18 protein-coding genes are annotated in these 22,097 nt (G+C 70.8%); 4 read left to right on the top strand and 14 right to left on the bottom strand.

Annotated elements, in window-relative coordinates:
- Nucleotides 1-30 precede the first annotated feature (30 nt).
- Nucleotides 31-1,116, top strand: coding sequence for a sugar ABC transporter substrate-binding protein (locus tag ABIA35_RS11450; RefSeq protein WP_370334339.1), 1,086 nt, complete (start codon nucleotides 31-33; stop codon nucleotides 1,114-1,116).
- Here the strand turns inward: ABIA35_RS11450 and ABIA35_RS11445 are convergent.
- On the bottom strand, nucleotides 1,109-2,050 hold the full coding sequence (locus ABIA35_RS11445; protein ID WP_370357816.1) for a LysR family transcriptional regulator: 942 nt from the start codon (nucleotides 2,048-2,050) through the stop codon (nucleotides 1,109-1,111). The genes ABIA35_RS11450 and ABIA35_RS11445 overlap by 8 nt on opposite strands.
- A 184-nt stretch (nucleotides 2,051-2,234) precedes the next feature.
- On the opposite strand from ABIA35_RS11445, the gene ABIA35_RS11440 reads away from it, so the two are divergent.
- Nucleotides 2,235-3,125, top strand: a complete 891-nt coding sequence (locus ABIA35_RS11440; protein WP_370357815.1) for an NAD(P)H-binding protein — start codon at nucleotides 2,235-2,237, stop codon at nucleotides 3,123-3,125.
- Entirely contained in the window at nucleotides 3,125-3,493 is a 369-nt protein-coding gene (locus ABIA35_RS11435; RefSeq protein ID WP_370357814.1) for a darcynin family protein, read from the top strand. Before ABIA35_RS11440 ends, ABIA35_RS11435 begins: the two co-directional genes overlap by 1 nt.
- Here the strand turns inward: ABIA35_RS11435 and ABIA35_RS11430 are convergent.
- The 12 genes from ABIA35_RS11430 to ABIA35_RS11375 all read right to left on the bottom strand — a co-directional run bounded on the left by ABIA35_RS11430 (nucleotide 3,483) and on the right by ABIA35_RS11375 (nucleotide 17,927).
- Nucleotides 3,483-4,112 carry a hypothetical protein gene (locus ABIA35_RS11430; RefSeq protein WP_370357813.1) on the bottom strand — a complete coding sequence of 210 codons (630 nt, stop codon included), beginning with the start codon at nucleotides 4,110-4,112 and terminating at the stop codon, nucleotides 3,483-3,485. The two genes, ABIA35_RS11435 and ABIA35_RS11430, sit on opposite strands and share 11 nt — an antisense overlap.
- 11 nt (nucleotides 4,113-4,123) lie before the next feature.
- Nucleotides 4,124-4,660 (bottom strand): SigE family RNA polymerase sigma factor, encoded by a 537-nt coding sequence (locus ABIA35_RS11425; protein ID WP_370357812.1) that lies wholly within the window; start codon nucleotides 4,658-4,660, stop codon nucleotides 4,124-4,126.
- Nucleotides 4,661-4,767: 107 nt separating this feature from the next.
- Nucleotides 4,768-6,531, bottom strand: coding sequence for a 3-oxosteroid 1-dehydrogenase (gene kstD / locus ABIA35_RS11420; protein ID WP_370357811.1), 1,764 nt, complete (start codon nucleotides 6,529-6,531; stop codon nucleotides 4,768-4,770).
- A gap of 118 nt (nucleotides 6,532-6,649) precedes the next feature.
- A complete protein-coding gene (locus tag ABIA35_RS11415; protein WP_370357810.1) occupies nucleotides 6,650-8,497 on the bottom strand; it encodes a serine/threonine-protein kinase in 1,848 nt (615 codons plus the stop codon).
- 151 nt (nucleotides 8,498-8,648) lie between these two features.
- Complete coding sequence (locus tag ABIA35_RS11410) at nucleotides 8,649-9,590, bottom strand: aldo/keto reductase (RefSeq protein WP_370334331.1); 942 nt, start codon at nucleotides 9,588-9,590, stop codon at nucleotides 8,649-8,651.
- Nucleotides 9,587-10,426, bottom strand: a complete 840-nt coding sequence (locus ABIA35_RS11405) for a carbohydrate ABC transporter permease (protein WP_370357809.1) — start codon at nucleotides 10,424-10,426, stop codon at nucleotides 9,587-9,589. Before ABIA35_RS11405 ends, ABIA35_RS11410 begins: the two co-directional genes overlap by 4 nt.
- Entirely contained in the window at nucleotides 10,423-11,313 is an 891-nt protein-coding gene (locus ABIA35_RS11400; protein ID WP_370334329.1) for a carbohydrate ABC transporter permease, read from the bottom strand. Before ABIA35_RS11400 ends, ABIA35_RS11405 begins: the two co-directional genes overlap by 4 nt.
- A gap of 20 nt (nucleotides 11,314-11,333) precedes the next feature.
- Nucleotides 11,334-12,662 carry an ABC transporter substrate-binding protein gene (locus ABIA35_RS11395; RefSeq protein ID WP_370334328.1) on the bottom strand — a complete coding sequence of 443 codons (1,329 nt, stop codon included), beginning with the start codon at nucleotides 12,660-12,662 and terminating at the stop codon, nucleotides 11,334-11,336.
- Nucleotides 12,663-12,675: 13 nt separating this feature from the next.
- A complete protein-coding gene (locus ABIA35_RS11390) occupies nucleotides 12,676-14,106 on the bottom strand; it encodes an aldehyde dehydrogenase family protein (protein ID WP_370334326.1) in 1,431 nt (476 codons plus the stop codon).
- A gap of 54 nt (nucleotides 14,107-14,160) precedes the next feature.
- Nucleotides 14,161-14,916 carry a ThuA domain-containing protein gene (locus ABIA35_RS11385; RefSeq protein ID WP_370334325.1) on the bottom strand — a complete coding sequence of 252 codons (756 nt, stop codon included), beginning with the start codon at nucleotides 14,914-14,916 and terminating at the stop codon, nucleotides 14,161-14,163.
- A gap of 286 nt (nucleotides 14,917-15,202) precedes the next feature.
- Complete coding sequence (locus tag ABIA35_RS11380; protein WP_370357808.1) at nucleotides 15,203-16,417, bottom strand: ROK family protein; 1,215 nt, start codon at nucleotides 16,415-16,417, stop codon at nucleotides 15,203-15,205.
- A 157-nt stretch (nucleotides 16,418-16,574) separates the two neighbouring features.
- Nucleotides 16,575-17,927 (bottom strand): S8 family serine peptidase, encoded by a 1,353-nt coding sequence (locus tag ABIA35_RS11375; protein ID WP_370357807.1) that lies wholly within the window; start codon nucleotides 17,925-17,927, stop codon nucleotides 16,575-16,577.
- A gap of 145 nt (nucleotides 17,928-18,072) precedes the next feature.
- Between ABIA35_RS11375 and ABIA35_RS11370 the strand changes: the two genes are divergently transcribed.
- A complete protein-coding gene (locus tag ABIA35_RS11370; protein WP_370357806.1) occupies nucleotides 18,073-19,962 on the top strand; it encodes an IPT/TIG domain-containing protein in 1,890 nt (629 codons plus the stop codon).
- A gap of 74 nt (nucleotides 19,963-20,036) precedes the next feature.
- Here ABIA35_RS11370 and ABIA35_RS11365 read toward each other — a convergent pair whose 3' ends face one another.
- Nucleotides 20,037-22,097, bottom strand: a complete 2,061-nt coding sequence (locus ABIA35_RS11365; RefSeq protein ID WP_370334321.1) for a phosphocholine-specific phospholipase C — start codon at nucleotides 22,095-22,097, stop codon at nucleotides 20,037-20,039.

The raw sequence follows: 22,097 nt of genomic DNA, 5'->3' as shown, positions 1-22,097 counted from the left end.
GCGCCTTCGGCACACTAAAAGGAACCAACGTTGAGACAACTGATCATCCGCGCCATGGCGACCGGTACCGTCGCGACCCTTGCCCTGGGGGGTTGCAGCAGCAGCTCCTCCAACGGGTCGGCGAAGGGCCGGACGCCGTACATCGGCGTGATCCTGCCCGACACCACGTCCTCAGCCCGCTGGGAGACCCAGGACCACCCCGCCCTGGAAGCGGCGTTCAAGGCAAAGGGCGTCAAGTACGACATCCAGAACGCCCAGGGTGACAAGGCTCAGTTCGCCGCGATCGCGGACCACATGCTCAAAGAGGGCGTCAACGTCCTGATGATCGTGGACCTCGACGCCGCCTCGGGCATCGCGGTGCTGACCAAGGCCCGGCAGGAGGGCGTGGCCACCATCGACTACGACCGCCTCACTCTCGGCGGCCACGCCGACTACTACGTCAGCTTCGACAACGTGGACGTCGGCGAGCTCCAGGGCCAGGGTCTGGTGCAGTGCCTGCAGGGCCAGACCAAGCCGGTCGTGGCCGAGGTGAACGGCTCCCCCACGGACAACAACGCGACCCTGTTCGCGCAGGGTTACGACTCGGTCCTGGGCCAGCTCTACAACAACGGCACCTACGTGCGGGGCCCGAACCAGTCCACGGACGGCTGGGACAACACCACCGCCGGCAAGAACTTCACCAAGATGCTCGCCCAGGCCCCGAACATCGGCGGCGTCCTGGTGGCCAACGACGGGATGGCCCAGGCGGTCATCGCGGTCCTGAAGGCGCACCACCTCAACGGCAAGGTCCCGGTCACCGGCCAGGACGCGACCGTCGCGGGACTGCAGTCGGTCCTGACCGGCGACCAGTGCATGACCGTGTTCAAGGACTCCGTGAAGGAGGCCCAGGCCGGCGCCGAACTGGCCGTCAACCTCGCCAAGGGGCAGACGGCGACGGCGGCCAACGCGATGGTCGCCGACACCGTCACCGGCAAGCTGGTGCAGTCCGTGGAGCTGACCCCGGAGGCCATCGTGAAGTCCAACATCGAGGACGTCATCACGGCCGGCGCGGTCACCAAGGCCCAGGTCTGCACGCCCCAGTTCGCGGCCGCGTGCGCCGCGGACGGCATCAAGTAGCCGTCGCACCCAGCGTCCGGCGGACGGCGCCCCGCAGCCAGCGGTGAGCGCCGTCGGCCGTATGCCGCGGATGCCAGGCCATCGCGATCGCCAACGGCGGCAGCTCCAGCGGGATGTCGAGCAGCCGCAGTCCGAACGCGACGGCCTGCCGGCTCAGCGGCGAGGCCGCGGCGCCCGGCAGCGCCGCCGGGACCAGGCACACCACGTCGCTGTGCGCGGCCAGCGCCATCGCCGCCAGGTGGCTGGGCAGCACGACGTTCACCCGCCGCTGTAGACCCCGCTGGGCCAGGGCGGCGTCGAGCGGACCGGTGAACCGGCCGCGGCGGCTGACCACGACGTGCTCGGCCGCGGCCAGCCGGGCCGGGGTCACCGCCCCGTCCGCGAGCGGGTGCCCGGGCCGCACGGCCGGCACCATGCGCAGCCAGACCAGTTCCTCGACCTTCGTCTCGGGGTCCACGTGGTCGATGGCGCCGACCTCCAGGTCGATCCGGCCGTCGCGCAGAGCCGGGCCGGCCTCCAGGTCCTCGGCGCGGATCCGGAACGAGACCCCCGGCGCCTCGTGCCGCGCCAGGTTCAACAGTCCGGGAGCCAGCGCCGCGCCGATCAGGTCGGCGGCCTGGAGCGTGAAGGTGCTTCGCAGGCTCGCGAGATCGACGCTCCCGCCGGGACTCAGCAGCACCCCGAGGCTGCGCACCACCCCAGCCGCCTCCTCACGCAGCTCCTGGGCCCGCGGAGTCGGGACCATCGTCTGCCCGGCCCGGACCAGGAGCGGGTCCTGCAGGATGCGGCGCAGGCGGGCCAGAGTGCGGCTCATGGCCGCCGGCGAGGTGTGCAGCCGGGCGGCGGCCCGGGTCACGCTGTTCTCGGCCAGCAGGGCGTCCAGCGCGATGGCGAGATTGGCGTCGATGGTGGCCGGGTCGGTACGGCTTGCCAAACCGGTACTGCTTGCCAAACCCGTACTGGTTGCCAAACCGGTACTGCTTGCCAGACCTGTACTGCTCACCTGGGTTATTCCATTTCCGTCAAGTATTCCGTGCCGAAGTTCCCATTGTGGCATCACCGAGCTCCTCAGCACGATGAGAGGCGTACCCCAACCGGACGACCTTTCAGGGAAATTCATGATCGTCATCACTGCTCCCACCGGGAACATCGGCCGGCAGCTGCTCGGCCTTCTGCTGGAATCCGCCCCGGCCGAGGAGACGCTGCGCGTGATCGTGCGCGACCCGGCCAGGCTTGCGGAGGCGGCGCGCGGACGCGTCGAGATCGTCACCGGCTCGCACGGCGACGCCGAGGTCGTCGACCGGGCCTTCGAGGGCGCCGACGCGGTGTTCTGGCTCGTGCCGCCGGACTCCGCCCTGACCCCGCTGGAGGCCTGGACCGCGTTCACCCGCCCCGCCGCCAAGGCGCTCGCCGCGCACGGCGTCGGGCACGTCGTCGGCGTCTCCGCGCTCGGCCGCGGCACCCCGCTGGCCGACCGGGCCGGCCTGGTCACCGCCTCCCTGGCCATGGATGACCTCATCGCCGACAGCGGAGTCGCCTACCGGGCCCTGGCCAACCCGTCCTTCTTCGAGAACTTCCTGGAGGAGGCCGATTCGATCCGCGAGAAGGGAGTCTTCGTCGACACCGTCGAGCCCGACCGCAAGGCGCCCCTGGTCGCCGTCGCCGACATCGCGGCCGCCGCGGCGCGCCTGCTGCTGGACCGGTCGTGGACCGGCGTCGGGAGCGTGCCGGTGCTCGGGCCGCAGGACCTGTCCGCCAACGACCTGGCGCGCATCATGACCGAGCAGCTCGGCCGCCCGGTCCGCTACGAGCGCCAGCCGTTGGAGGAGACGCACTCCACGCTGGTCGGCTACGGCCTCAACGCGGAGTTCGTCCAGGGCATCGTGGACATGAAGCGGGCCAAGGACGAGGGCCTGGACGCCGGCGTCGAGCGCACGCCGCAGACCTCCTCCCCCACCACCTTCGAGCAGTGGTGCGCGCGGACGCTCAAGCCGGCGGTGGAGTCCTGATGAGCACTGAGACTCGCACCGAACCGCCGGTCACCGCGTTCATGCTGGTGAAGACCACCCCCGAGTGGCTGGCCCTGACCGTGGCCGAGCGCGTGCACGCCTTCACCACCCAGGTCCTGCCGGCCATCCAGGCCAAGACCAGCGGCGTCCGGTCACGGTTCTACGACACGGAGTTCTACTCCGCGCGCGTCACCGACGTCTGGGTCTGGGAGGCCGAGGACCACCACGGCTACCAGCTCCTCATCGACGCCCTGCGCGAGACCCCGTTCTGGGACCGCTACTTCGAGGTCGTCGACCTGCTGGTCGGCACCGAGAACGGCTACGCCCGGACCTACGGCCTGGAGAACGTCGCCACGATCAGTACCTGACCAGGTCGAACAGCTCCCTCGGAAGCAGGACCGTGCGAACCCCGTTCGTCACGGTCCCGCATCCGCTCAGGTTGATGACCAGGTCCTGCGACGAGCCGTCGGGGAACTGGACGACCAACAGCTGCTCGGGGTTGACGGCCTGGGCCGTGCACATCTGGGATCCGGGTGTCCGCGCGCGGGTCAGAACGTGGATCAGTGTCTTGAACGAGGACCCGGTGATCTGGTCCGCTCGCACCGACGCTCCGCTTTGGCGGGCGGAGTACCCGTAGACGCACAGGGTCGCCGCGGCCGGTGTTCCGGAGTACAGACGGTTGGCGGGCCCGTCGGAACGGACCCCGGTGGGAGCCTGCTCCGGGCACCGGGCCGGCGCGACAGCCGCCGAGGAGATCGCGTCGCCCGCCCCGGACGCCGGCAGCCACGCCGCCACCCCCGCCGCGATCCCCAGCACGCCGCCGACCGCCAGGACCGCGCCGGACACGCGCAGCCGGGCGGACCGGCGGCGCGCGCCGGCGGCCACGGCGTCGAACAGGCCCGGGGTGTCGGCGGCCTGGCCGGCCAGCTCGCGAAGGCCCTCGGCCAGCGGACGGGTGTCGAAGTCCGGCACGTTCTGCTGCTTCATCGGATCCGCTCCTATCGGTCTTCGGCCGGTGTGCGGCGACGGAGGGTGGCCAGGGCTTTGGCGTGCTGGCTCTTGACGGTGCCGACCGAGCAGTCCAGCGTCTCGGCGATCTGCGCCTCGGACAGGTCGGCGAAGTAACGCAGCACCACGACAGCGCGCTGGCGCCGTGGCAAGGCACGCACCAGATCCCGGACGACCATCCGGTCCAGCACGCCGGTGAGCGCGTTGCCGGCGCCGGGATCGGCGTCCAGACCGCCGGTGCCGGCTCGCGGCGCCGCGACCGCACCGACGTCCTGGCTCAGGACCTCGCGGCCGCCGTCGCGCCGCCGCCAGGACAGGAACGTGTTCAGCAGCGCCTTGCGGACGTAGGCGTCCGGGTCGCCGGCCGCGGCGACCCGGTTCCAGCGCGGCCACACCTTCACCAGCGTGGCCTGCACCAGGTCCTCGGCGCCGTGCTGGGAACCGGTGAGTACGTAGGCCGTGGCCAGGAGCCCCTTCCTGCGGGCGGCGATGTACTCGCGGAACCCGGCCGGTTCGCTGCCCGCCATCTGTCGTCCCCGCCTTCGCCGTGGTCCGCCCCGCGCGGTCCGGTCGCCGCGCGGCTTGTGGACATTGACACTCGCTGGGCGGGGAAAAGGTTGCCCGCGCTGGCCGCTCAGATGTCGTTGCCGGCGATGTAGCCGAACGTCATCGCCGGGCCGATGGTGGACCCGGCGCCGGCGTAACTGTGTCCCATGACGGCTGCACTGGCGTTTCCAGCGGCATAGAGGCCGCCGATGACCGAGCCGTCGGGGCGCAGGACGCGGGCCCGTTCGTCGGTGACAATGCCGCCCTTGGTGCCCAGGTCGCCGGGGACGATCCTCAGGGCGTAGAACGGGGCGAGCCACAGCGGTGCCAGGCACGAGTTCGGGATGATGGCGGGGTCGGTGTAGTAGTGGTCGTAGACGCTCACCCCGCGGCCGAAGTCCGTGTCCTTGCCGGTGATCGCCAGGCCGTTGAAGTGTGCGACGGTGTTCGTCAGGACCGACGGCGAGACCCCGATCTGGCCGGCCAGGCCCCACAGGGTCAGGTCCCTGTAGACCGAGCCGTTCTGGTACCAGGAGTCGGGGAACGGCAGGGTCGGCAGGATGTCGCGGAAGACGTAGCGGTCTCGGAAGTTCTGGTCGATGATCAGCCAGGCCGGGATGTCCGGGGCGATGGCGTTCTGCCGGTACATCGTGTGCACCACGTCCACGTACGGCGCCGCCTCGTCGACGAACCGGTGCCCGGTCTGGTTCACGATCAGGCCGCCGGGCAGGGTCCGCTCGGCCAGGCAGAAGTACGGTCCGTCGCCGCTGGGGATCGTCGGACCCCACCAGGCGTCGTCCATCAGGGCCAGGGCGGCGCCGGCACGCTGGCCGGCCAGGATGCCGTCGCCGGTGTTCTCCTTGGCCCCGACGCTCCAGCTCGTGCCGATCGGCTGCTGCTGGTACTGGGCCCGCATCGCGGCGTTGTGTTCGAACCCGCCGGAGCCGACGATCACGCCGCGGCGGGCGTTGATGAGGCCGGGGCTGCCGTTCTGGGTGACCACGACGCCGGCCGCGGCGCCGTTGACGATGTTCAGGTCGGTGAGCGGGGTGTTCAGCAGCACCGGAACGCCGGCCTGCATCAGCCCGGCCCGCAGCCCGGTGGCCAGGGACTGGCCCATGGTCAGCGGCTTCTGGCCGGCCAGGGCCGCGGCGGCGCCGCGCGCGGCGGCCTCGGCGGCGACGGCCGTGCCCTTGGCGTTGACGGCGGCCAGGTTGATCCACTTGTAGTCCTGGCTGAACACCACCAGGCCCGCCGGGACCGGGAGGTAGGCCGGGTTGAGGTTGGCGAGTTCGGAGCCCAGGATGTTGCCGTCGATGACGTCCGGCTCGATGGAGCGGCCGCCCGGCATCCCGCCGGGCAGTTCCGGATAGTAGTCGGAGTAGCCGTCCATCCACTTGAAACGGCACGGGCTGTGCGCCATGACGAACGACAGCATCGCCGGGCCGTTGGCCAGGAAGGCGTTCTGCCGGGCCGGGGTCGATCCGCCGCCGACGACGACGGCCAGGTACTCGGCGGCCAGGGCCGGGGTGTCCGGGACTCCGGCGGCCAGGATCACCGAGTTGTTCGGGATCCAGATCCCGGCCCCGGAGCGCGCGGCCGAGCCGCCGAAGGTCGGGGCCTTCTCCACGACGACCACGGACAGCCCGCGGGCGGCGGCGGTCAGGGCGGCGGTCATCCCGGCGGCGCCGCAGCCGACCACGACGACGTCGTACGTGCCCAGCACCGGGGCGTCGGCGTAGGCGCTGGTGGCGGCGGTGAAGGCCCCTGCGCCGATCAGAGCGGCGGTCCCCGCGGCGGCGCCCTGGAGGACACGGCGGCGGGAGAGGTCTGGTGTTCCCTGCTCAGGCATGCGGAACCCTCCCAATCAGAAACCTGACGATGCATCAGGAATCTGATCCGGTGGTCTTGGGAAGTCAAGAGCCTCCCGACCTGCGCCGGCCCGCCATCAGTCCAGCCTCAGTCCAGCCTCAGTCCAGCGGCGGCCCGACCACGAACGACACCGCCAGCGACCGGCTCCCCAGCGCGGCCCGCACGTGGTAGCGCCCGTCGGGCAGCACCACCGCGCCGGCGCCCTGGTCCAGGGCGACGCTGAACATCCCGCTGCCGTCCACCACGGTCTTGACCGGCGGCACGGAGGCGTCGAGGAACGTGATGGTGACGGTCTGACCGGCCGGCCAGCCGTTGCCGTTGAGGATGTAGGTGGTCCGGGGGTCGCCGAACGGCGGCCGCACCCCGAGTTGGGTGCCGCCGACCTGGGTGACCGCGCCGGGCGGCGGGCTGGCCGGGCCGCCGCCACCGCCGCCGAACGGCGGCCCGCCACCCAGCGGCGGCCCGCCCTCCCGGGTCGGCGGCGGCGGGGAGTTGGTCGGAGGAGGGGAGCCGGGCGGCGAGCCGGGCGCCGAGCCCGTGGGGCCCGGCCCCGCGGTCGTCGTCACCGTGGCCGCGGGACCGCCGGCCTCCGGACGCGCCGAGTCGCCGCTGTTGCCGTCCTTCAGCGACCCGATCAGCAGCAGACCGCTGATCGCCGCGCCGCCGAGGGCCAGCAGGACGCACACCGCGACCACGGTCGGCACCACCGGCGAGCGCCGCCCGAAGCGGTCGCGCTCCCACCAATGGGCCCGGTACCGCCGGCGGTTGGCGGTGGAGCGGTTCGCCGATGCCTCGTCCGGGGGCAGCGACGGATGACGGGGCCGCAGGTCTTGCTCCACGGTCCCGTCATGGGCGAAGTGCGCGCCGCCGGCAAAAGCCGCGGCGCCGCCACGATCCCCGCTGTCACCGCGCCCGCTGCCGCCCCCGAGGGCGAGTTCCTCGGAGTCGCCGGGATCGCCGAGATCGCCGTCGCGCGCCGTCACATGCGTCGCCGCCCCGGCGGCAGCGCCGGCCCCGTCCGGCCCTGCGGAGCGCCGCGACCGCGTCAGCTCCAGCTGCGCGGTGCGGTAGTCCTCGATGTACGCCAGCACCGCCTCGGGCAGCGGGTGCACCGTGTCGGCCGCGGCCAGGTGCGGCGCCAGGGCGGCGATCAGCGAGGCGGGCGTGGGCCGGTCGTCCGGCTCCAGCGCCAGGCATCCGGCGATCAGTCCGCGCAGTTCCCTGGGCACCGGTGTGAGGTCCGCAGACTGCCGCATCTTCTGCAGCAGGACGCCGACCGCCTTCTCCTCCTGATACAGGGCCGCGCCGGTGGCCGCGTGGTACAGCGTCGCGCCGAGGGCGAACACGTCGGCGGCCGGTCCGACGGCCCGGTCCCCCATCGCCTGCTCGGGCGCCATGTACAGCGGCGTCCCCATCACCATGCCGGCCGCGGTGCCCTGCGGCAGCCCGTCGCTGCGGGCCAGCCCGAAGTCGATGACGCGCGGGCCGTCGGCGGTGACCAGCACGTTGGCCGGCTTGAAGTCCCGGTGGACCAGCCCGGCCCGGTGCACGCACTCCAGCGCCTCGGCGCAGCCGGCGGCCAGCCAGCGCACCGTCGACACGGCCATCGGCCCGCAGGTGGTGACCAGCTCCTCCAGCGAGGGCGCGGGCACGTAGACGGTGGCCAGCCACGGCAGGTCGGCGTGCGGATCGGCGCCCACCACCGCGGCGGTGAAGGCGCCGCTGACCCGCTTGGCCGCGTCCACCTCGTGGGCGAAACGGCGGCGGTAGCCGGGGTGCTCGGCCAGCCCGGACCGGATGGTCTTGACCGCCACGAGCCGCGAGGAGGCCGAACGGGCGAGGAACACCTCGCCCATCGCCCCGGCGCCAAGGCGGCGCAAGACCTCGTACGGCCCGATGTGGGCGGGGTGAAACGCTTGGGGCGGCTGCCCTGTCCGCGTCCGCATCGAGAACCGTCCTCCGGGAGAGGCTGTGGCGCCGGAGCCAGGGTGGGTGCTGGAGCTGTGTTGCAGAGTTCTTAGTTAATTTAGCCCCCTGATGCTGGGAGAAGCGCGGCTTCGAGCAAGTCCGTTCGACTAGTAATCGACTTGTTGCAAACTAAACAATCGTCAGATCCGCCGAGGGCACCGGGACGTCGGTCGGCAGCAGACCCTCCTCCCGCAGTCGGCCCCACAGGGCAGGCGGTATCGGCTGCGAGGCCCAGGACAGGTTCTGCGCCAACTGCGCACGCGAGGCGGGGCCGGTCAGACCGCAGCGCACCGCCGGATGCCCGTACGGGAACTGCAAGGCCACGGCCGCCGTCGGCATCCCGAACTCATGACAAACCTTTGCGATAAGCGCCGTCTTCGCGCGCGTCTGTTCGTCGACCGGCCGGTAACGGAACATCGGGTTCGCGACGCCGTCGATGAGCCCGCCGTGCAACGACTGGGCCGCCACGACACCGATGCCGCGCCGCTGCGCCTCGGGGAGCAGATCGTCGATGGCCTGGGTGTCCAGCAGGGTATAGACGCCGGCCGCCAGCACCAGGTCGATGTCGGTCTCCCGGATGAAACGCGCCAGCATCGGCGCCTGCACCATCCCGACCCCGACCGCGCGGACCACTCCCTCGTCGCGCAGCCGGGCCACCGTCGGCCAGGCGCCTTCCAGGGCTTCGCGCCAGTGGTCGTCGGGGTCGTGGATGTAGACCAGGTCCACGCTGTCGACGCCCAGGCGCAGCAGGCTCTCCTCCAGCGAGGTGAGCACGCCGTCCGGGCTGAAGTCGTAGATCCAGGGAGCGCCGGTCTGTGCGGTGTCGGGGTGGGTGGGCCGGACCAGGCGCCCGACCTTGGTGCTCAGCACGTACTCCGTGCGCGGCCGGCCCCGAAGGGCCAGGCCGAGCAGACGTTCGGAGTGTCCGGATCCGTACATCGGCGCCGTGTCGAAGTAGCGCATCCCGCTCTCCCACGCGGCGTCCACACAGTCCAGGGCCTGCCCGAGGCCGACCCCGTCGTTCGCGATCGCGGCCGCGCCGAAGCCCAGGCGGGGAAGATCGACCGTCATGCCTTGACTCCTCCGGAAACCAGATCGACCCGCCAATACCGTTGCAACAACAGGAACACCGCCGCCAGCGGAACGATCGACACCAACACCCCGACGATGACGATCGTGTACTGCGCGGCCTGGCCGCCGGTGATGATGAGCAGCCCGTACAGCCCCTCGGTCAGCGGGAAGAGCTGGTCCCGGTTGAGCATCACGAACGGCAGCAGGAAGTTGTTCCAGATCCCGATGAACTGCAACAGGAACACCGTCACCAGCGCCGGCATCATCAGCCGCGAGCCGATGGAGGCGAACATCCGCCACTCCGAGGCCCCGTCGCACCGGGCCGCTTCCAGCACCTCGTCGCTGACGGAGGCCTCGGCGTAGACCTTGCACAGGTAGATGGCGAACGGACTGACCAGCTGCGGCAGGATCACCGCCGCGTAGTTGTTGGTGAGCCCGAACTTGGCCAACAGCAGGAACTGCGGGATGGCCAGCATGATCTGCGGGAGCAGGACCGCGGCAACGATCAGCCGGAACAGCCAGACACTGCCGTGGAAACGGTACTTGCCCAGGGCGTAGCCGGCGCAGCCGCACACGATCGTGGACAGCGTCGCGCCGCCGACGGCGTAGATCACCGAGTTGACCGCCCAGCGCGCGAAGATGCCGTGGTCGTAGGCGAACAGCGCGCGCAGGTTGGAGAAGAAGCCGCCGTGGAAGGACGGCGCGAACGGCGCGGTGGAGAACAGCTCGCTGTTGGTCTTCGTGGACGCGATCACGATCCACACCACCGGCAGCACGCAGTACACCGCGCCGATCAGCAGGATGATGGTCGGGATCCAGTTGGTGCGCGCCTTCATCGTTCACTCCTACGCGCTATCAGACGGAGCACCGTGTTGGCGGCCACGGTGGCGGCGACCGTCAGCACGATGAGCAGGAACGAGGCGGCCGCCCCGCGGTAGATGTCGTTGTCGACGAAGGCGTCGGTGTAGACGCGCATCAGGGGCACCCACGTGGAGCTGATCGCGTTGGTGACCGGCTTGAGCGTGGTCGGCTCGTTGAACAGCTGCAGAGCGCCGATCAGCGAGAAGACGGTCACCAGCGTCAGCGTCGGGGCCAGCATCGGCAGCTTGATGCGCAGCGCGATCTGCAGCTCGCTGGCCCCGTCCAGCTCGGCGGCCTGGAACAGCTCGCGCGGCAGGCCGCGCAAAGAGGTGTAGATGACGACCATGTTGAAGCCCAACACGCCCCACACCGCCACGTTGGCCACGGAGAAGAACACCGTGTGCGAACCGAAGTAGTTCACGGTGTTCCCGCCGATCGGACTGGTCGCCGGCAGGTACATGAAGCCCCACAGCAAGGTGGCGACCACGCCGGGCACCGCGTATGGCAGGAAGATCGCCAGTCGCGAGAACCCGACGAGCCGGGCCCGTTTGGCGTCCAGGCACAGCGCGAACAGCGTCGAGAAGCCGATGGTCGCCGGCACACCGATGACCGCGACCAGCAGCATCCGGCCGATGCTGTGCCAGAACTCCCCGTCGCTGAAGGCCGCTGTGTAGTTCTCCAGCCCGGCGAAGACGGTCGTCGGGTTGTCCGTCCCGAACAGGCCGCCGCCGGCCTTCTGCTTCATGAAGCTCAGGTAGATCGCATAGCCGCCCGGGGCGACGGTGAACAGCAGGAACAACACCACGGCCGGCAGGAGCAGGGCCTGTGGAAGCAGCGTGTGACGCCGGCGGCGAACCTTCATCTGGGATGCCTCGCCCTTCCTCAGCCCGTCACCGAGAAGCCGCGCTTCTTCAGGTCGTCGACGGTCGCCTGCTGCATCTGTGTCAGCGCCGCGGACAGCGGCGTCTTGTTCTGCAGCGCGGCGGCGAAGTCGTTGGAGTACGCGTCGAAGGTGACGTTCGCGTTCGGGCCCCAGACCTGGAACGTGCGCACGTTCTTGGCCTGCTGCGCTATCAGGGTGTTGTAGTCCGACTGGTCGGACATGAACGGCGGCGGGGTCTTCAGCGCGTCCTGGTCCTGGTTGGCCAGCGACGCCGGGAACACGTCGACCTGCTGGATCAGGGTCTTGACGCCGTCCTGTGAAGAGTTGAGCCACTTCACGAACTTCGCGGCCTCGGCCGGGTGCTTGGAGTTGGAGGTCACGGCCTCGGTCTCACCGCCCCAGATGCCCACCGTCGGGTCGCCGGCGCTCCAGGCCGGCAGCGCCGCGGCCACCCACTTGCCGGAGGTGTCCTTGGCCACCGAGGGGAACTGGTTCGGCGCCCACTGCGCGCTCACCCAGCCGATGATCGTGCCGTCGTTCATGTCGGTGCTCCACTGCGGGGACCAGTTCGGTTCCGGGGAGACCAGGCCCTTGTCGATCAGGCCGCTCCAGTAGTTCGCGACCTTCTGCGTGGGGGCGTCGTCGATGGCGACGTTCCAGGTGGTGCCGGTGGTGGTCCACCAGTTGGCGCCGGCCTGCTGCGCGAGCCCGGCGAACCAGCCGGAGTCCACGGCCGAGAAGTTGCCGATGTACTGCTTGGGGTTCTTGGCGTGGATGGTCGCGGCGTCGGCCGCGTACTCGTCCCAAGTGGTCGGGGGCTTCAGACCCAGGGAGTCGAAGACGTCCTTGCGGTAGAAGAAGACCATCGGGCAGACGTTCTGCGGGACGCCGTAGGTCTTGCCCTCGAACTGCACCTGCGCCAGCGAGGACTTGTCGAAGTCCGCGGAGATGTCGCCGATGTACTGGTCGATCGGGACGATGACCTTGTTGGCGATCAGCGCCGGGAGCGCCTGGTACTCGACCTCGGTGACGTCCGGGTTGGTGCCGGCGGCGTTGTTGGTGATCAGCTTGTTGTACAGGGTGTAGCCGGTGCCCGACGGCTTGGTCAGCTGCACCTGGATGTCGGGGTTCGCCTTGTTCCACTGGTCCACCGCGGTCTGCATGCCGCCGTCCCAGTTGACGAAGGACAGCGTCACCTTGCCGTGGGAGCCGCCCGCGGCGCTGCCGGTGCCGCTCTTGGCGGACGTCGAGGAACCGCATCCGGCCATGACCGCGACGGCGGCGAGCGCCGTCAGGGCTGTGGTGGCTCTTATGAGGGTGGTACGCAATCTATTGCCTCCTTTAGAGATTGGCCCAGGCCGGGTAGGACACCGGCGTGGTCTGCAGACCGATCCACTGCCGCCGGGTGAACCCGGCGAGCTGACCCTCTCCGCCGTGACGGGCGTAGCCGTCGTTGACGTGTACCTCGTTGCTGTGCATCCGCTCGGCGAACGCGTAGCCGCGCAGCGGGTCGCCGGAGAACACGGAGTTCATCAGCGTCCGGTGGCGGTTGGCGAGCTCCAGCGCTTCCGCCTCGGAATCGACGACGGTGACCGGCATGACCGGACCGAACGTCTCCTCCTGGAAGATCGGCATGTCCGGCGTGACGCCGGTCAGGACGGTCGGCCGGTAGAACAGGCCGTCGTACTCGGCCCCGACGGCGACCCGCGCGCCGGCCGCGACCGAGGGCAGCACCAGCCGTTCGTGGAAGCGGGCCAGCTGCCCGGCGCTGATCACCGGGCCCAGGTCCACCTCCTCGCGCAGCGGGTCGCCGACGCGCAGCTTGCGGACCCGCTCCACGACCGCCTCGGTGAAGGCTTCGGCGATCGGGCGCTGCACGATGTGCCGGCCGGCGCTGATGCAGGTCTGGCCCTGATACCACAGCGCCGTCCAGACCGCGCAGCTCGCGGCCTGCTCGACGTCGGCGTCGTCGAGCACGACGAAGGCGTTGTCCCCGCCGAGCTCGGTGATCACCGGCGTGCCGCTGCGCGCCCCGAGCTCGGTGATGGCCGCGCCCACCTCGTAGGACCCGGTGAAGTGGATCAGGTCCAGACCCGGGTGCCGCGACAGCGCGGCGCCGGTGACCGGACCGTCGCCGGGCAGCACGGCCAGCAGGCCGTCCGGCACCCCGGCGGCGCGCGCCGCCTCGGCGAGCACCTGGCCGCCGGCGATCGGGGTGAGCTCGGCGGGCTTGAGGACCACGGCGTTGCCGTAGGCCAGCCCCGGCGCCAGCGCGCGCATCGCCAGGCTCATCGGGTAGTTCCACGGCACGATCAGGCCGATGACGCCCAGCGGCACCGCCCGGGACAGCGACATCTTGCCCGGCTTGTACGGCGGCAGAATCGCCCCGGCGTTCTCGGTGAGCTGCGTCGCGGAGTTCAGCAACTGGGTGACCGCCTGCCCGAGCTCCTCCTCGGCCTTCTCCGCGGTGCCGCCGGTCTCGCGGACGATCACGGCGATCAGCTCGTCGTGCCGCTGCTGGAGCTGCGCGGCGAAGGCGCGCAGGATCTCGCAGCGGGTGTTGGCGTCGGTGGCGGCCCACGCCGGCTGCGCCCGCCGCGCGGCGGCCACCGCGCGGTCGACCTGCTCGGCGGAGGCGTCGCCGTACCGGGCGAACGCGGTGCCGGCCGCCTTGTCCAGGACTGGACGCCACGGCGAGGCGGGGGCCTCGAAGCGGCCGTCGATGAAGACCTCGGCGGTGTACTCCACCGCTTCCGTGCTGACAGAACTCATCAAGGATCCTGACCTCTGTGTCGCCGCCGGGGCTGTGCTGCCGTCCGGACTTAATTAACGATGAAAGATAAGGGGGTCGGGAGAGGCTGTCAACGCCCCCGTAACAGTCCCGCTCCCCCGCGCAGCCCAGACCAGACCACGCTCCGTCAGGGTTCTGACAGCCGGTTCGCGCAGGTCCTCGACCCGATGCCCGACCGCCGAGACGAAGACCTTCCCGGCCCCCCACCGCCTGGTCCACACCACGGGCATCGAGACCGGCGCCTCGCCCTGACCACCGTCCTCCGGCTCCACGACAGTGGTGGCCAGCACGGTGTTCCGGTCATCGGTGAGCATCCAGTACTGCTCGCTATGCACGTCGAAATCCCCCAGGCCGGCAACGATCGGATGCCCGGCGTGCTCGGCCTCGACCCGGACCCGGTAGGTGAGGAACTCCGGCGGATGGAACAGAAACAGACCGCCGACCATGCGCAGATAGTCCGGATTCCGAAACGCCGCCAGCACCCCGCCGTGCCACCCGGCGAACCCCGTCCCGGCCGCGACCGCCCCGACCAGCCCGGCGGCCTGCTCCTTGGTCAACTCCTCAGCCCGCTCCCCCTCCGACCAGCACTGGACGACCAAGTCGGTACACGCCAACCGCTCGCTGTCGCAGTACACATCCAGACTGTCGGCGACCTCGACCGCGAACCCGGCGGCCTGCAACGACGGGATGAACAACTCGGTGGTCGCCACCGGAGCATGGCCCTCCCAGCCCCCGCGAACGACGAGGGCGGATCGGGGAACGGGGGAACCGACGGCGGAACTGGCTGGCATGGGGCCTCCCTGGTACGGTGCAGTTCACTTTGTCTACAACGTAAGGGAAGTGATCGACGACTGACAATGGCCGCCGGGGATCAAGAGAGCGTTGGTTTTGGAAGCTTTTTACGGCTTCGCGCACGGTTTACGGGATCCGCTGGTGGCGCGGTTCGGGGGTGCCGGAAAACGCGACGGGTCGCGCGACCAGAGCTATCGCAAGAGCGTCAGCAGGCTGCACCCTTCGCGATGGGCCGCCACGTCGTCGAAAGCTGCGTTCCCAGCTAAGTTCCCGGCTGGTGCCGCGTCAGCCCGCGACGTGCCCGCCGGCCGCCAGCAGCCGCGCCACCGGCAGCGTGGCCGCTCCCAGCGCGACCGCGCCGGGGCCGAGTTCGCCGACGCCGATGCACGTCTGGTCGAACAGGTAGGGCAGCGCGTGCCGTTCGGCGGCGGCGCGGATCGCGGGCAGCAGTTGCGGGCCCAGCTGCTCGCCGACCCAGCCGGCGAGGATGACCTGGTCGGGGTTGATCATGTTGATGAGGTTGCCGACGCCGATGCCCAGGTACTCGGCGACCTCGTCGAGCGTCGCGGTGGCGGCCTCGTCGTCGCCGGCCGCGGCGCGCGCCGCGAGCTCGGCCATCCTGGCCTCGGTGCCGTCCTGGGCGAAGGGGCGGCCGGCGGGATGCTCCAGGTAGGCGTCCAGGATCGCGGTGGCGCCGACGTAGGCCTCCAGGCACCCGTGCGAGCCGCAGCGGCAGGCCCGGCCGCGGGCCTCGATCACCGCGTGCCCCCACTCGCTGGTGGAGCTGGAGCCGGCCTCGGCCAGCGAGGAGCCCTCGGCGATCGCGGCGCCGACGCCGACGCCCCACAGCGCGACGACCGCGCGCCGCGCGTCGCGTCCGGCGCCGCGCCAGGCCTCGGCCTGGCCGAGCGTGCGTGCGCAGTTGTCGATGAGGATCGGGGCGTCGAGCTCGGCGCGCAGGGCGTCGCCGAGCGGCACCCCGGACCAGCCGAGCGTCGGCGCGTGCACCACGCCCCGCTCGCCCTCCTGCACCGCGCCGGGGACCCCGATGCCGATGCCGAGCAGCCGCTCGTGCGGGACGCCGGTGCTGTCCAGCAGCGAGCGCACTCCGGAGACCACCAGGCGCACCACGACGTCCGGGTCCAGGCGTCCGACCCGGATCTCGTGCGTGGAGGTGGCCAGGGTGGACAGCGTCCAGTCGAACAGCACCACATGGATGTGGGTCTCGCCGATGTCCACGCCGACGGCGTACCCGAACCCGGGCTGCGCCGCGAGCACCGTCCGCGGCCGCCCGCCGTTGGAGTCCACCGACCCGGCCTCGGCGACCAGGCCGTCGGCGATGAGGTCGGAGACGACGTTGCTGACCGCCGCCGAGCTCATCCCGGCCAGCCGCGCCAGCTCCGGCCGGCTCGTCGCCCGCCCGAGATAGATGCACGAGAGCAAGGTGGCACGACTGCGGCGACGGAGATCGCGCGTCGTCTGCGCACCGGCCTGGATCACAGGAGGAATTGTGCCAGATGGCCGGTCGGGCCGGTGCCGAGCTGTCACGGCCCGGTGACGGCCGGGGCCGTGCGCACCCCGGCGCCGGAACGGCCGAGCGCCCCGAAACCGCAGCTCCGGGGCGCCCTGATGCGGTGTCCCACCCGCGCAGATCAGCTCACTGCTGCTTCGCCGTCACGCTGATGTGTCCGGGCCCCTGCGCCCCGACGTCGATCCGCGTGCTGCCGCCAGGCGTTGAGGCGGCGACGAGCGCCGGTACGAACCTCGCGGCGTCGATCGTGCCCCAGCCCGAGGCGATGTCGTACCCGGCGCCGGCGCAGAATCCCGTGACGGCCGCCGTCGAGTTGCACCCGCTGGTCACGTCCACGATCCCCGACCGCTTCCCGTTCGGCCCGAGCGCGTACAGCGCCGGGTTGATCAGCCCCAGGTCGCGGCCCGCGGACTGGTCGGCCAGCCCGACGAGCGCGGCCATCAGCGGCGAGGACTCCGACGTGCCCGAGGTGCCCTCCATCGTGATGTCCGGCAGCGCGCGGCCCGCGGCGCCGGTCGCGCCGGCGGTGTTCCGCTGCCAGGCCGGGACCCCGAACTCGTGCGAGACGCCGCCGCCGGATTCGCGCCACAGGGTGTCCGGCGCGGTGCGGCTGCCGGTGTCGTTCAGCGACAGGACCGTGCCGCCGACCGCGGTGACGGAGGACTCGTCGGCGGGGAAGGACACCACGCGCTTGCCCCACGGCGTGGTGCCGTCCAGCTTCATACCGTCGGCGCCGTCGTCGCCGGAGGAGGCCAGGACCGTCACCCCGTGGTCGGTGGCGTTCTGGAAGTGGCTGTCCAGGCCGTGCAGCTGCGCCGAGCTCGCGAAGTCGTCCTCGGGGGTGCCCATGCTCATCGAGATGACGTCGGCGAGGTGGTGGGACACCGTGTAGTCGATCGCGGACATCATCTCCGGGAACCCGGTGACGCCCTCGGTCTCGCTCACCGGCGTGGCGATGATCAGGATCTTCGCGCCGGGGGCGAGGGTGTGGATCATCGCGATGTCGAGGTCGGTCTCGCCGCCCCAGCCCCGGCAGTCGCCGGTGTCGACGCCCGGGTCGCCGCACCCGGGGACCGCGCCGACCGGCGCGATGGTCTGCAGGTTCGCCGCCGGCAGGCCGTTGTCGGCGTCGTACTGGTCGAGGTAGCCCTTGGCGTTCTTGTCGCCGAACGCCACCAGCGTGGCGATCGTCAGGCCGGTGCCGTCGATGTGGTTCGCGTACAGCGGCGCGACGTCGTAGGCCCGCTGGAGCTGCGGGGACGTCGACTGCAGCGCCTGTTCGACGCGCTTGACCCGCTCCGGGAGCGTCGTGGCGGCCCCGACCCGGCTCACGGCGGCACTGAAGTGGTGGTGCTGGTACCCGGGGCCAGGGCTGGGAGTGGGACTGGAAATGGGGGCGGCCTTCGCGGCGGCCCCCAGCGCGACGGACAGCACGACCGCCGTCCCGGCGGCGGCGAGCCCTGATGTGGTGCGGTGCATGACTCCTCCTGCGAAGATCACAAGAATCTTCGAACTCTGATGAACTTGGCGCGCGAGCTCCTTCCCGAACCCTGCCATACCGGGTGGAATATCTCGGGTACGGAGCGCCGGGAGCGGCGCCCGACTTCGGGAGGGGAATCTCAAAGTGCTGCCCAGACTCAGACACGCCTGGCGTCGATCGGCGTCGACAGCGACCGCGATCGCGCTGGTCGCCGCGGGAGTGGTCGCCGGCACCGTGGCGGCGGTGCCGGCGCACGCCGCCCCCGCCGCGACCGCCGTGGACCTGGCCTATGTGGTGGACCACGAAGACGGCTTCCACCCGGGCCAGGTACACGTCATCGACGTGGCGACCAACACGGTCGTCGGCTCGATCCCCATGCCGACCAGCCCGGTCGCCCTCGTGGCGAGCCCGGACAAGCGCACCGCCTACGTCGTCACCAACGGCGAGTTCCGCGAAGACGGACAGGTCGCCGTGATCGACGCGGCCACCAACACGGTCACGCACACCATCGGGGTCTGCGGCACGGATCCCACGGAGGCAGCCATCAGCCCGGACGGCAGCCGGCTGTGGGTCTCCTGCGACAACGGCGCCATCTCCGTGATCGACACCGCCACCGATCAGGAGATCAAGACCTTCAACGTCGGCGAGAAATACCTCAGCGGCCTCACCTTCTCCCCCGACGGCTCCACCGTCTATGCGACGTTCTTCCTGTCGCCGCCGCCCGACTACGCCGGTGTCCTGGCGATCGACACCGCGACCGAGACGGTCACCGCCACGATCGCGGACAACTACGTTTCCAACGGGCTGATCCTCGGCCCGGACGGGTCCACGGCCTTCGTCCCCCAGGAAATCTTCGACCCGAGCACCCGCACTACCACCCCTTCGCTGGCCGCGATCGACACCGTCAGCCGCACCATCGCCTCGATCCCGCTGAACGAAGGTCTTGGGAGTGGGGTTCTCGACCCGGACGGGACCGATGCCTACTACTGCGGCGACGGTGGCCTGACCGAAGTGGATCTGGCCGCGAGGACGATCGCCAGAACCGTGCCCAGCCCATGTGGCGGCCCGGAAACCGGCTCGCCCGACGTGATGAGCTTCGGGCCCGACCCTGACACGCTGTACTACGTCACGTACACCGGAATACAGGTGATCGACGTCCGCACCGGGAACGTCACCGCCACCATCACCGACCCGGCCGATTTCACCGAGCTGCAAGGCGCAGTCACCTTCGTCCGGGCACCGGTCATCCCCACGATCGCCTCGATCAGCCCCGCCAAGGGCGCCGAGGCCGGCGGCAACAAAGTCGTCATCACCGGCGGCCCGTTCCTCGGCGGCGGGGCCGCCGGCGTCAGCTTCGGCGGGGTCCCGGCGACCTCCTACACCGTCGACTCCGACTCCCAGATCACCGCCGTCGTCCCGCCGCAGACCGCGCGCACGGTCGACGTCACCGTCACGAACGACAACGGCACCAGCGCCGCCGGGCAGGCCGACCAGTACACCTACCTGGCGATACCGACCTTCACCTCGATGACACCGACCAGCGGCGTGTCCAGCGGCGGCACGTCGGTCGTCATCACCGGGACCCACATGTCCACGACCACGGGGGTGTACTTCGGCGGGACCGCGGCCTCCTCGTTCACCATCGACTCCGACACCCAGGTGACGGCGGTGACCAGGGCGCAGACCAACGGCACCGTCGATGTGACGGTCACCAACACCGCCGGCACCAGCGCGACCGTCCCCGCGGACCAGTTCACGTTCTTCTCGCCGGTGCCGATCGCGACCTCAGTCAGCCCGCCCTCGGGCCCGACCGCCGGCGGCACCACCGTGACGATCACCGGCGAGCGCTTCACCGGCACGTTCCGCGTCGACGTCGGCGGCGTGGCGGTGCCGTACACCCTGGACTCCGATTCGCAGATCACCGCCGTCACGCCGCCGGGGCCGGCCGGCACGGTCGACGTCACGGTCACGACCGACGTCGGCACGAGCGCGACCGGCACGGCTGACCAGTTCACGTACACGCCATCGGCATAAGAGCACGAAGGCGCACGGAAGCGCCCGGACCCACAGGGGTCCGGGCGCCCGCTTGTGTGCTTATCCGGTGATGCTCAGCCGGTGATGCTCACCGCCCCGGTCTCGATGTGCCCGGTCGCCCGGCGGCTCCACGCCGAGTCCGAGCTCACCGTGACCGTGAAGTCGTACCAGCCGTGGTTGTACGCGACCGCGTTGAAGTAGTCGGTGACCGTCGCCCCGGCCGCCACCTGGTACGTCCACGGACCGTCGGTCCGGTAGTTGGTCGAGGTGATGGTGAACGTCACCGTACTGGTCCCGGTGTTCTTCATCGAGAACCACACCGCCTGCTGCCCGGTGTTCGGCGCCGGCGCGTAGTACGTGCTGGCCTCGGCGGTCGCGCCGCTGCCGTTGGCGTTGCCGGCGAAGCGCCGCAGGAAGCGGTTCGGGCCGACGACGGTCAGGTCGTACTGGCCGTTGCCGTAGTTGGTCCCGATGTTGAAGAAGTCCTTGACGCTGCCGTCGGTGCCGTTGCTGTAGGCGTTGACCGTGTACTGCCAGGGCCCGCCGGTGCGGTAGGCGTTCGCGTACGCCGAGAAGTGCGCGGCGGCGGTGGCCTGCGCGCCCTGGTTCGCCATCTCCAGCCAGATCAGGATCTGCCCGTTGGCGTCGTACTCGAGGTGGTCCACCCACGCGTTCGGCTGGTAGGGCAGCGCCCGCGCCGGCCGGGTGCCGCTCTCCTGCGCCGGCAGCGCGTTGTTCGCCGGGGCCGGGTTGGTCTGCGCGTTGCAGAACGACTGCCCGATCACCGTGCTGGTGGCCGGCAGGCTCGGCAGGCCGCTGACCGGGTTGGCGAAGTCGAAGGCGCCGGTGAGGTCGCCGCAGACCTGGCGGCGCCAGGCGCTGATGTTCGGGCAGTTCGCCGGGGTGCCCAGGGCCGCGGTCCAGGTCTCCAGGAAGCGGATCACCGAGGTGTGGTCGTAGACCTGGGAGTCGACCCAGCCGCCGCGGGTCCACGGGGAGACCACGACCATCGGGACGCGGAAGCCCAGCCCGATCGGGGCGCCCTGCGTGCTCTCGTTCGCGGTGCCGGACGGCGCGACCGGCGGCGGGACGTGGTCGAAGAAGCCGTCGTTCTCGTCATAGTTGAGGAACAGCGCGGTGCTGTTGAAGGTCGCGGGGTCCGCGGCCAGGGCCTGGATGATCAGGTTCACGAAGTGCGCGCCGTCGTTCGGCGGCGCGTCGGGGTGCTCGGAGAACGCCTGGCTGGCCACCACCCACGACACCTGCGGCAGCGTGCCGCCGAGCACGTCGGCCTTGATCGCCGCGGCGATGTCGTCCGGGGTCGAGCCGGTGGAGGGCACCGAGGACATGCCGCGCTGGTAGAGCGGGCTGGAGGTGGAGGCGCCCGTGAACTGCTTGAAGTAGGCCAGCGCGTTGTCGCCGAAGTTGTCGCTCGCGTTCTGGTACACCCGCCAGGACACCCCGGCGTTCTGCAGCGTCTCGGCGTAGGTCTGCCAGCTCAGGTTCGACTCCGAGCCGCCGTCGTACGCCGGCCCGCCGGCCGTGCCGTTCGGGTCGATCTCGCCGGACCACAGGTAGGTGCGGTTCGGGCCGGTCGCCGACAGGATCGAGCAGTGGTAGGCGTCGCAGACGGTGTACGCGTCAGCGAGGGCGTAGTGGAAGGGGATGTCCGACCGGTTGAGGAAGCCCATGGTCCGGTTGGAGCCCTTGGCCGAGATCCAGTTGTCCATCTTGCCGGTGTTCCACGCCGAATGCTGCGTGGACCAGCTGTGGTCCAGCGACCCGTCGCACTGCGCGAGGTCTTCCTTGCTGGTCCCGAACCACCAGGTGTTGGTGTCCGACAGCTGCCACGGGTACTGCCGCCCGGAGCCGTTCGGCTGGTTGAACACCGAGTAGCCGCCGGCGAGCTGCACCGTCGCGCGGTCGGCGAACCCGCGCACCCCCGACAGGCTCCCGAAGTAGTGGTCGAAGCTGCGGTTCTCCTGCATCAGCACCACGACGTGCTTGACGTCGCGGATCGTCCCCGTGCCGGTGGCAGAGGCCTGAGACATCGAACCGGGGAGGGCCTCCAGGCCGAGGGTCGCGCCGAGGGCGGCGGCGGAGCCGAGGAAGGTGCGGCGGGAAACGGGCGCCAC

This window comes from Catenulispora sp. MAP12-49 (assembly GCF_041262705.1).
Classification (GTDB): domain Bacteria; phylum Actinomycetota; class Actinomycetes; order Streptomycetales; family Catenulisporaceae; genus Catenulispora.
This window is presented reverse-complemented; position numbering and strand designations above follow the sequence as displayed.

Bases quoted from the DNA above. Each gene is read 5' to 3' on its own strand.
- ABIA35_RS11440 (WP_370357815.1), top strand. From the start codon at position 2,235: ATGATCGTCATCACTGCTCCCACCGGGAACATCGGCCGGCAGCTGCTC.
- ABIA35_RS11435 (WP_370357814.1), top strand. From the start codon at position 3,125: ATGAGCACTGAGACTCGCACCGAACCGCCGGTCACCGCGTTCATGCTG.
- ABIA35_RS11430 (WP_370357813.1), bottom strand. From the start codon at position 4,112: ATGAAGCAGCAGAACGTGCCGGACTTCGACACCCGTCCGCTGGCCGAG.
- ABIA35_RS11425 (WP_370357812.1), bottom strand. From the start codon at position 4,660: ATGGCGGGCAGCGAACCGGCCGGGTTCCGCGAGTACATCGCCGCCCGC.
- kstD (WP_370357811.1), bottom strand. From the start codon at position 6,531: ATGCCTGAGCAGGGAACACCAGACCTCTCCCGCCGCCGTGTCCTCCAG.
- ABIA35_RS11415 (WP_370357810.1), bottom strand. From the start codon at position 8,497: ATGCGGACGCGGACAGGGCAGCCGCCCCAAGCGTTTCACCCCGCCCAC.
- ABIA35_RS11410 (WP_370334331.1), bottom strand. From the start codon at position 9,590: ATGACGGTCGATCTTCCCCGCCTGGGCTTCGGCGCGGCCGCGATCGCG.
- ABIA35_RS11405 (WP_370357809.1), bottom strand. From the start codon at position 10,426: ATGAAGGCGCGCACCAACTGGATCCCGACCATCATCCTGCTGATCGGC.
- ABIA35_RS11400 (WP_370334329.1), bottom strand. From the start codon at position 11,313: ATGAAGGTTCGCCGCCGGCGTCACACGCTGCTTCCACAGGCCCTGCTC.
- ABIA35_RS11390 (WP_370334326.1), bottom strand. From the start codon at position 14,106: ATGAGTTCTGTCAGCACGGAAGCGGTGGAGTACACCGCCGAGGTCTTC.
- ABIA35_RS11385 (WP_370334325.1), bottom strand. From the start codon at position 14,916: ATGCCAGCCAGTTCCGCCGTCGGTTCCCCCGTTCCCCGATCCGCCCTC.
- ABIA35_RS11375 (WP_370357807.1), bottom strand. From the start codon at position 17,927: ATGCACCGCACCACATCAGGGCTCGCCGCCGCCGGGACGGCGGTCGTG.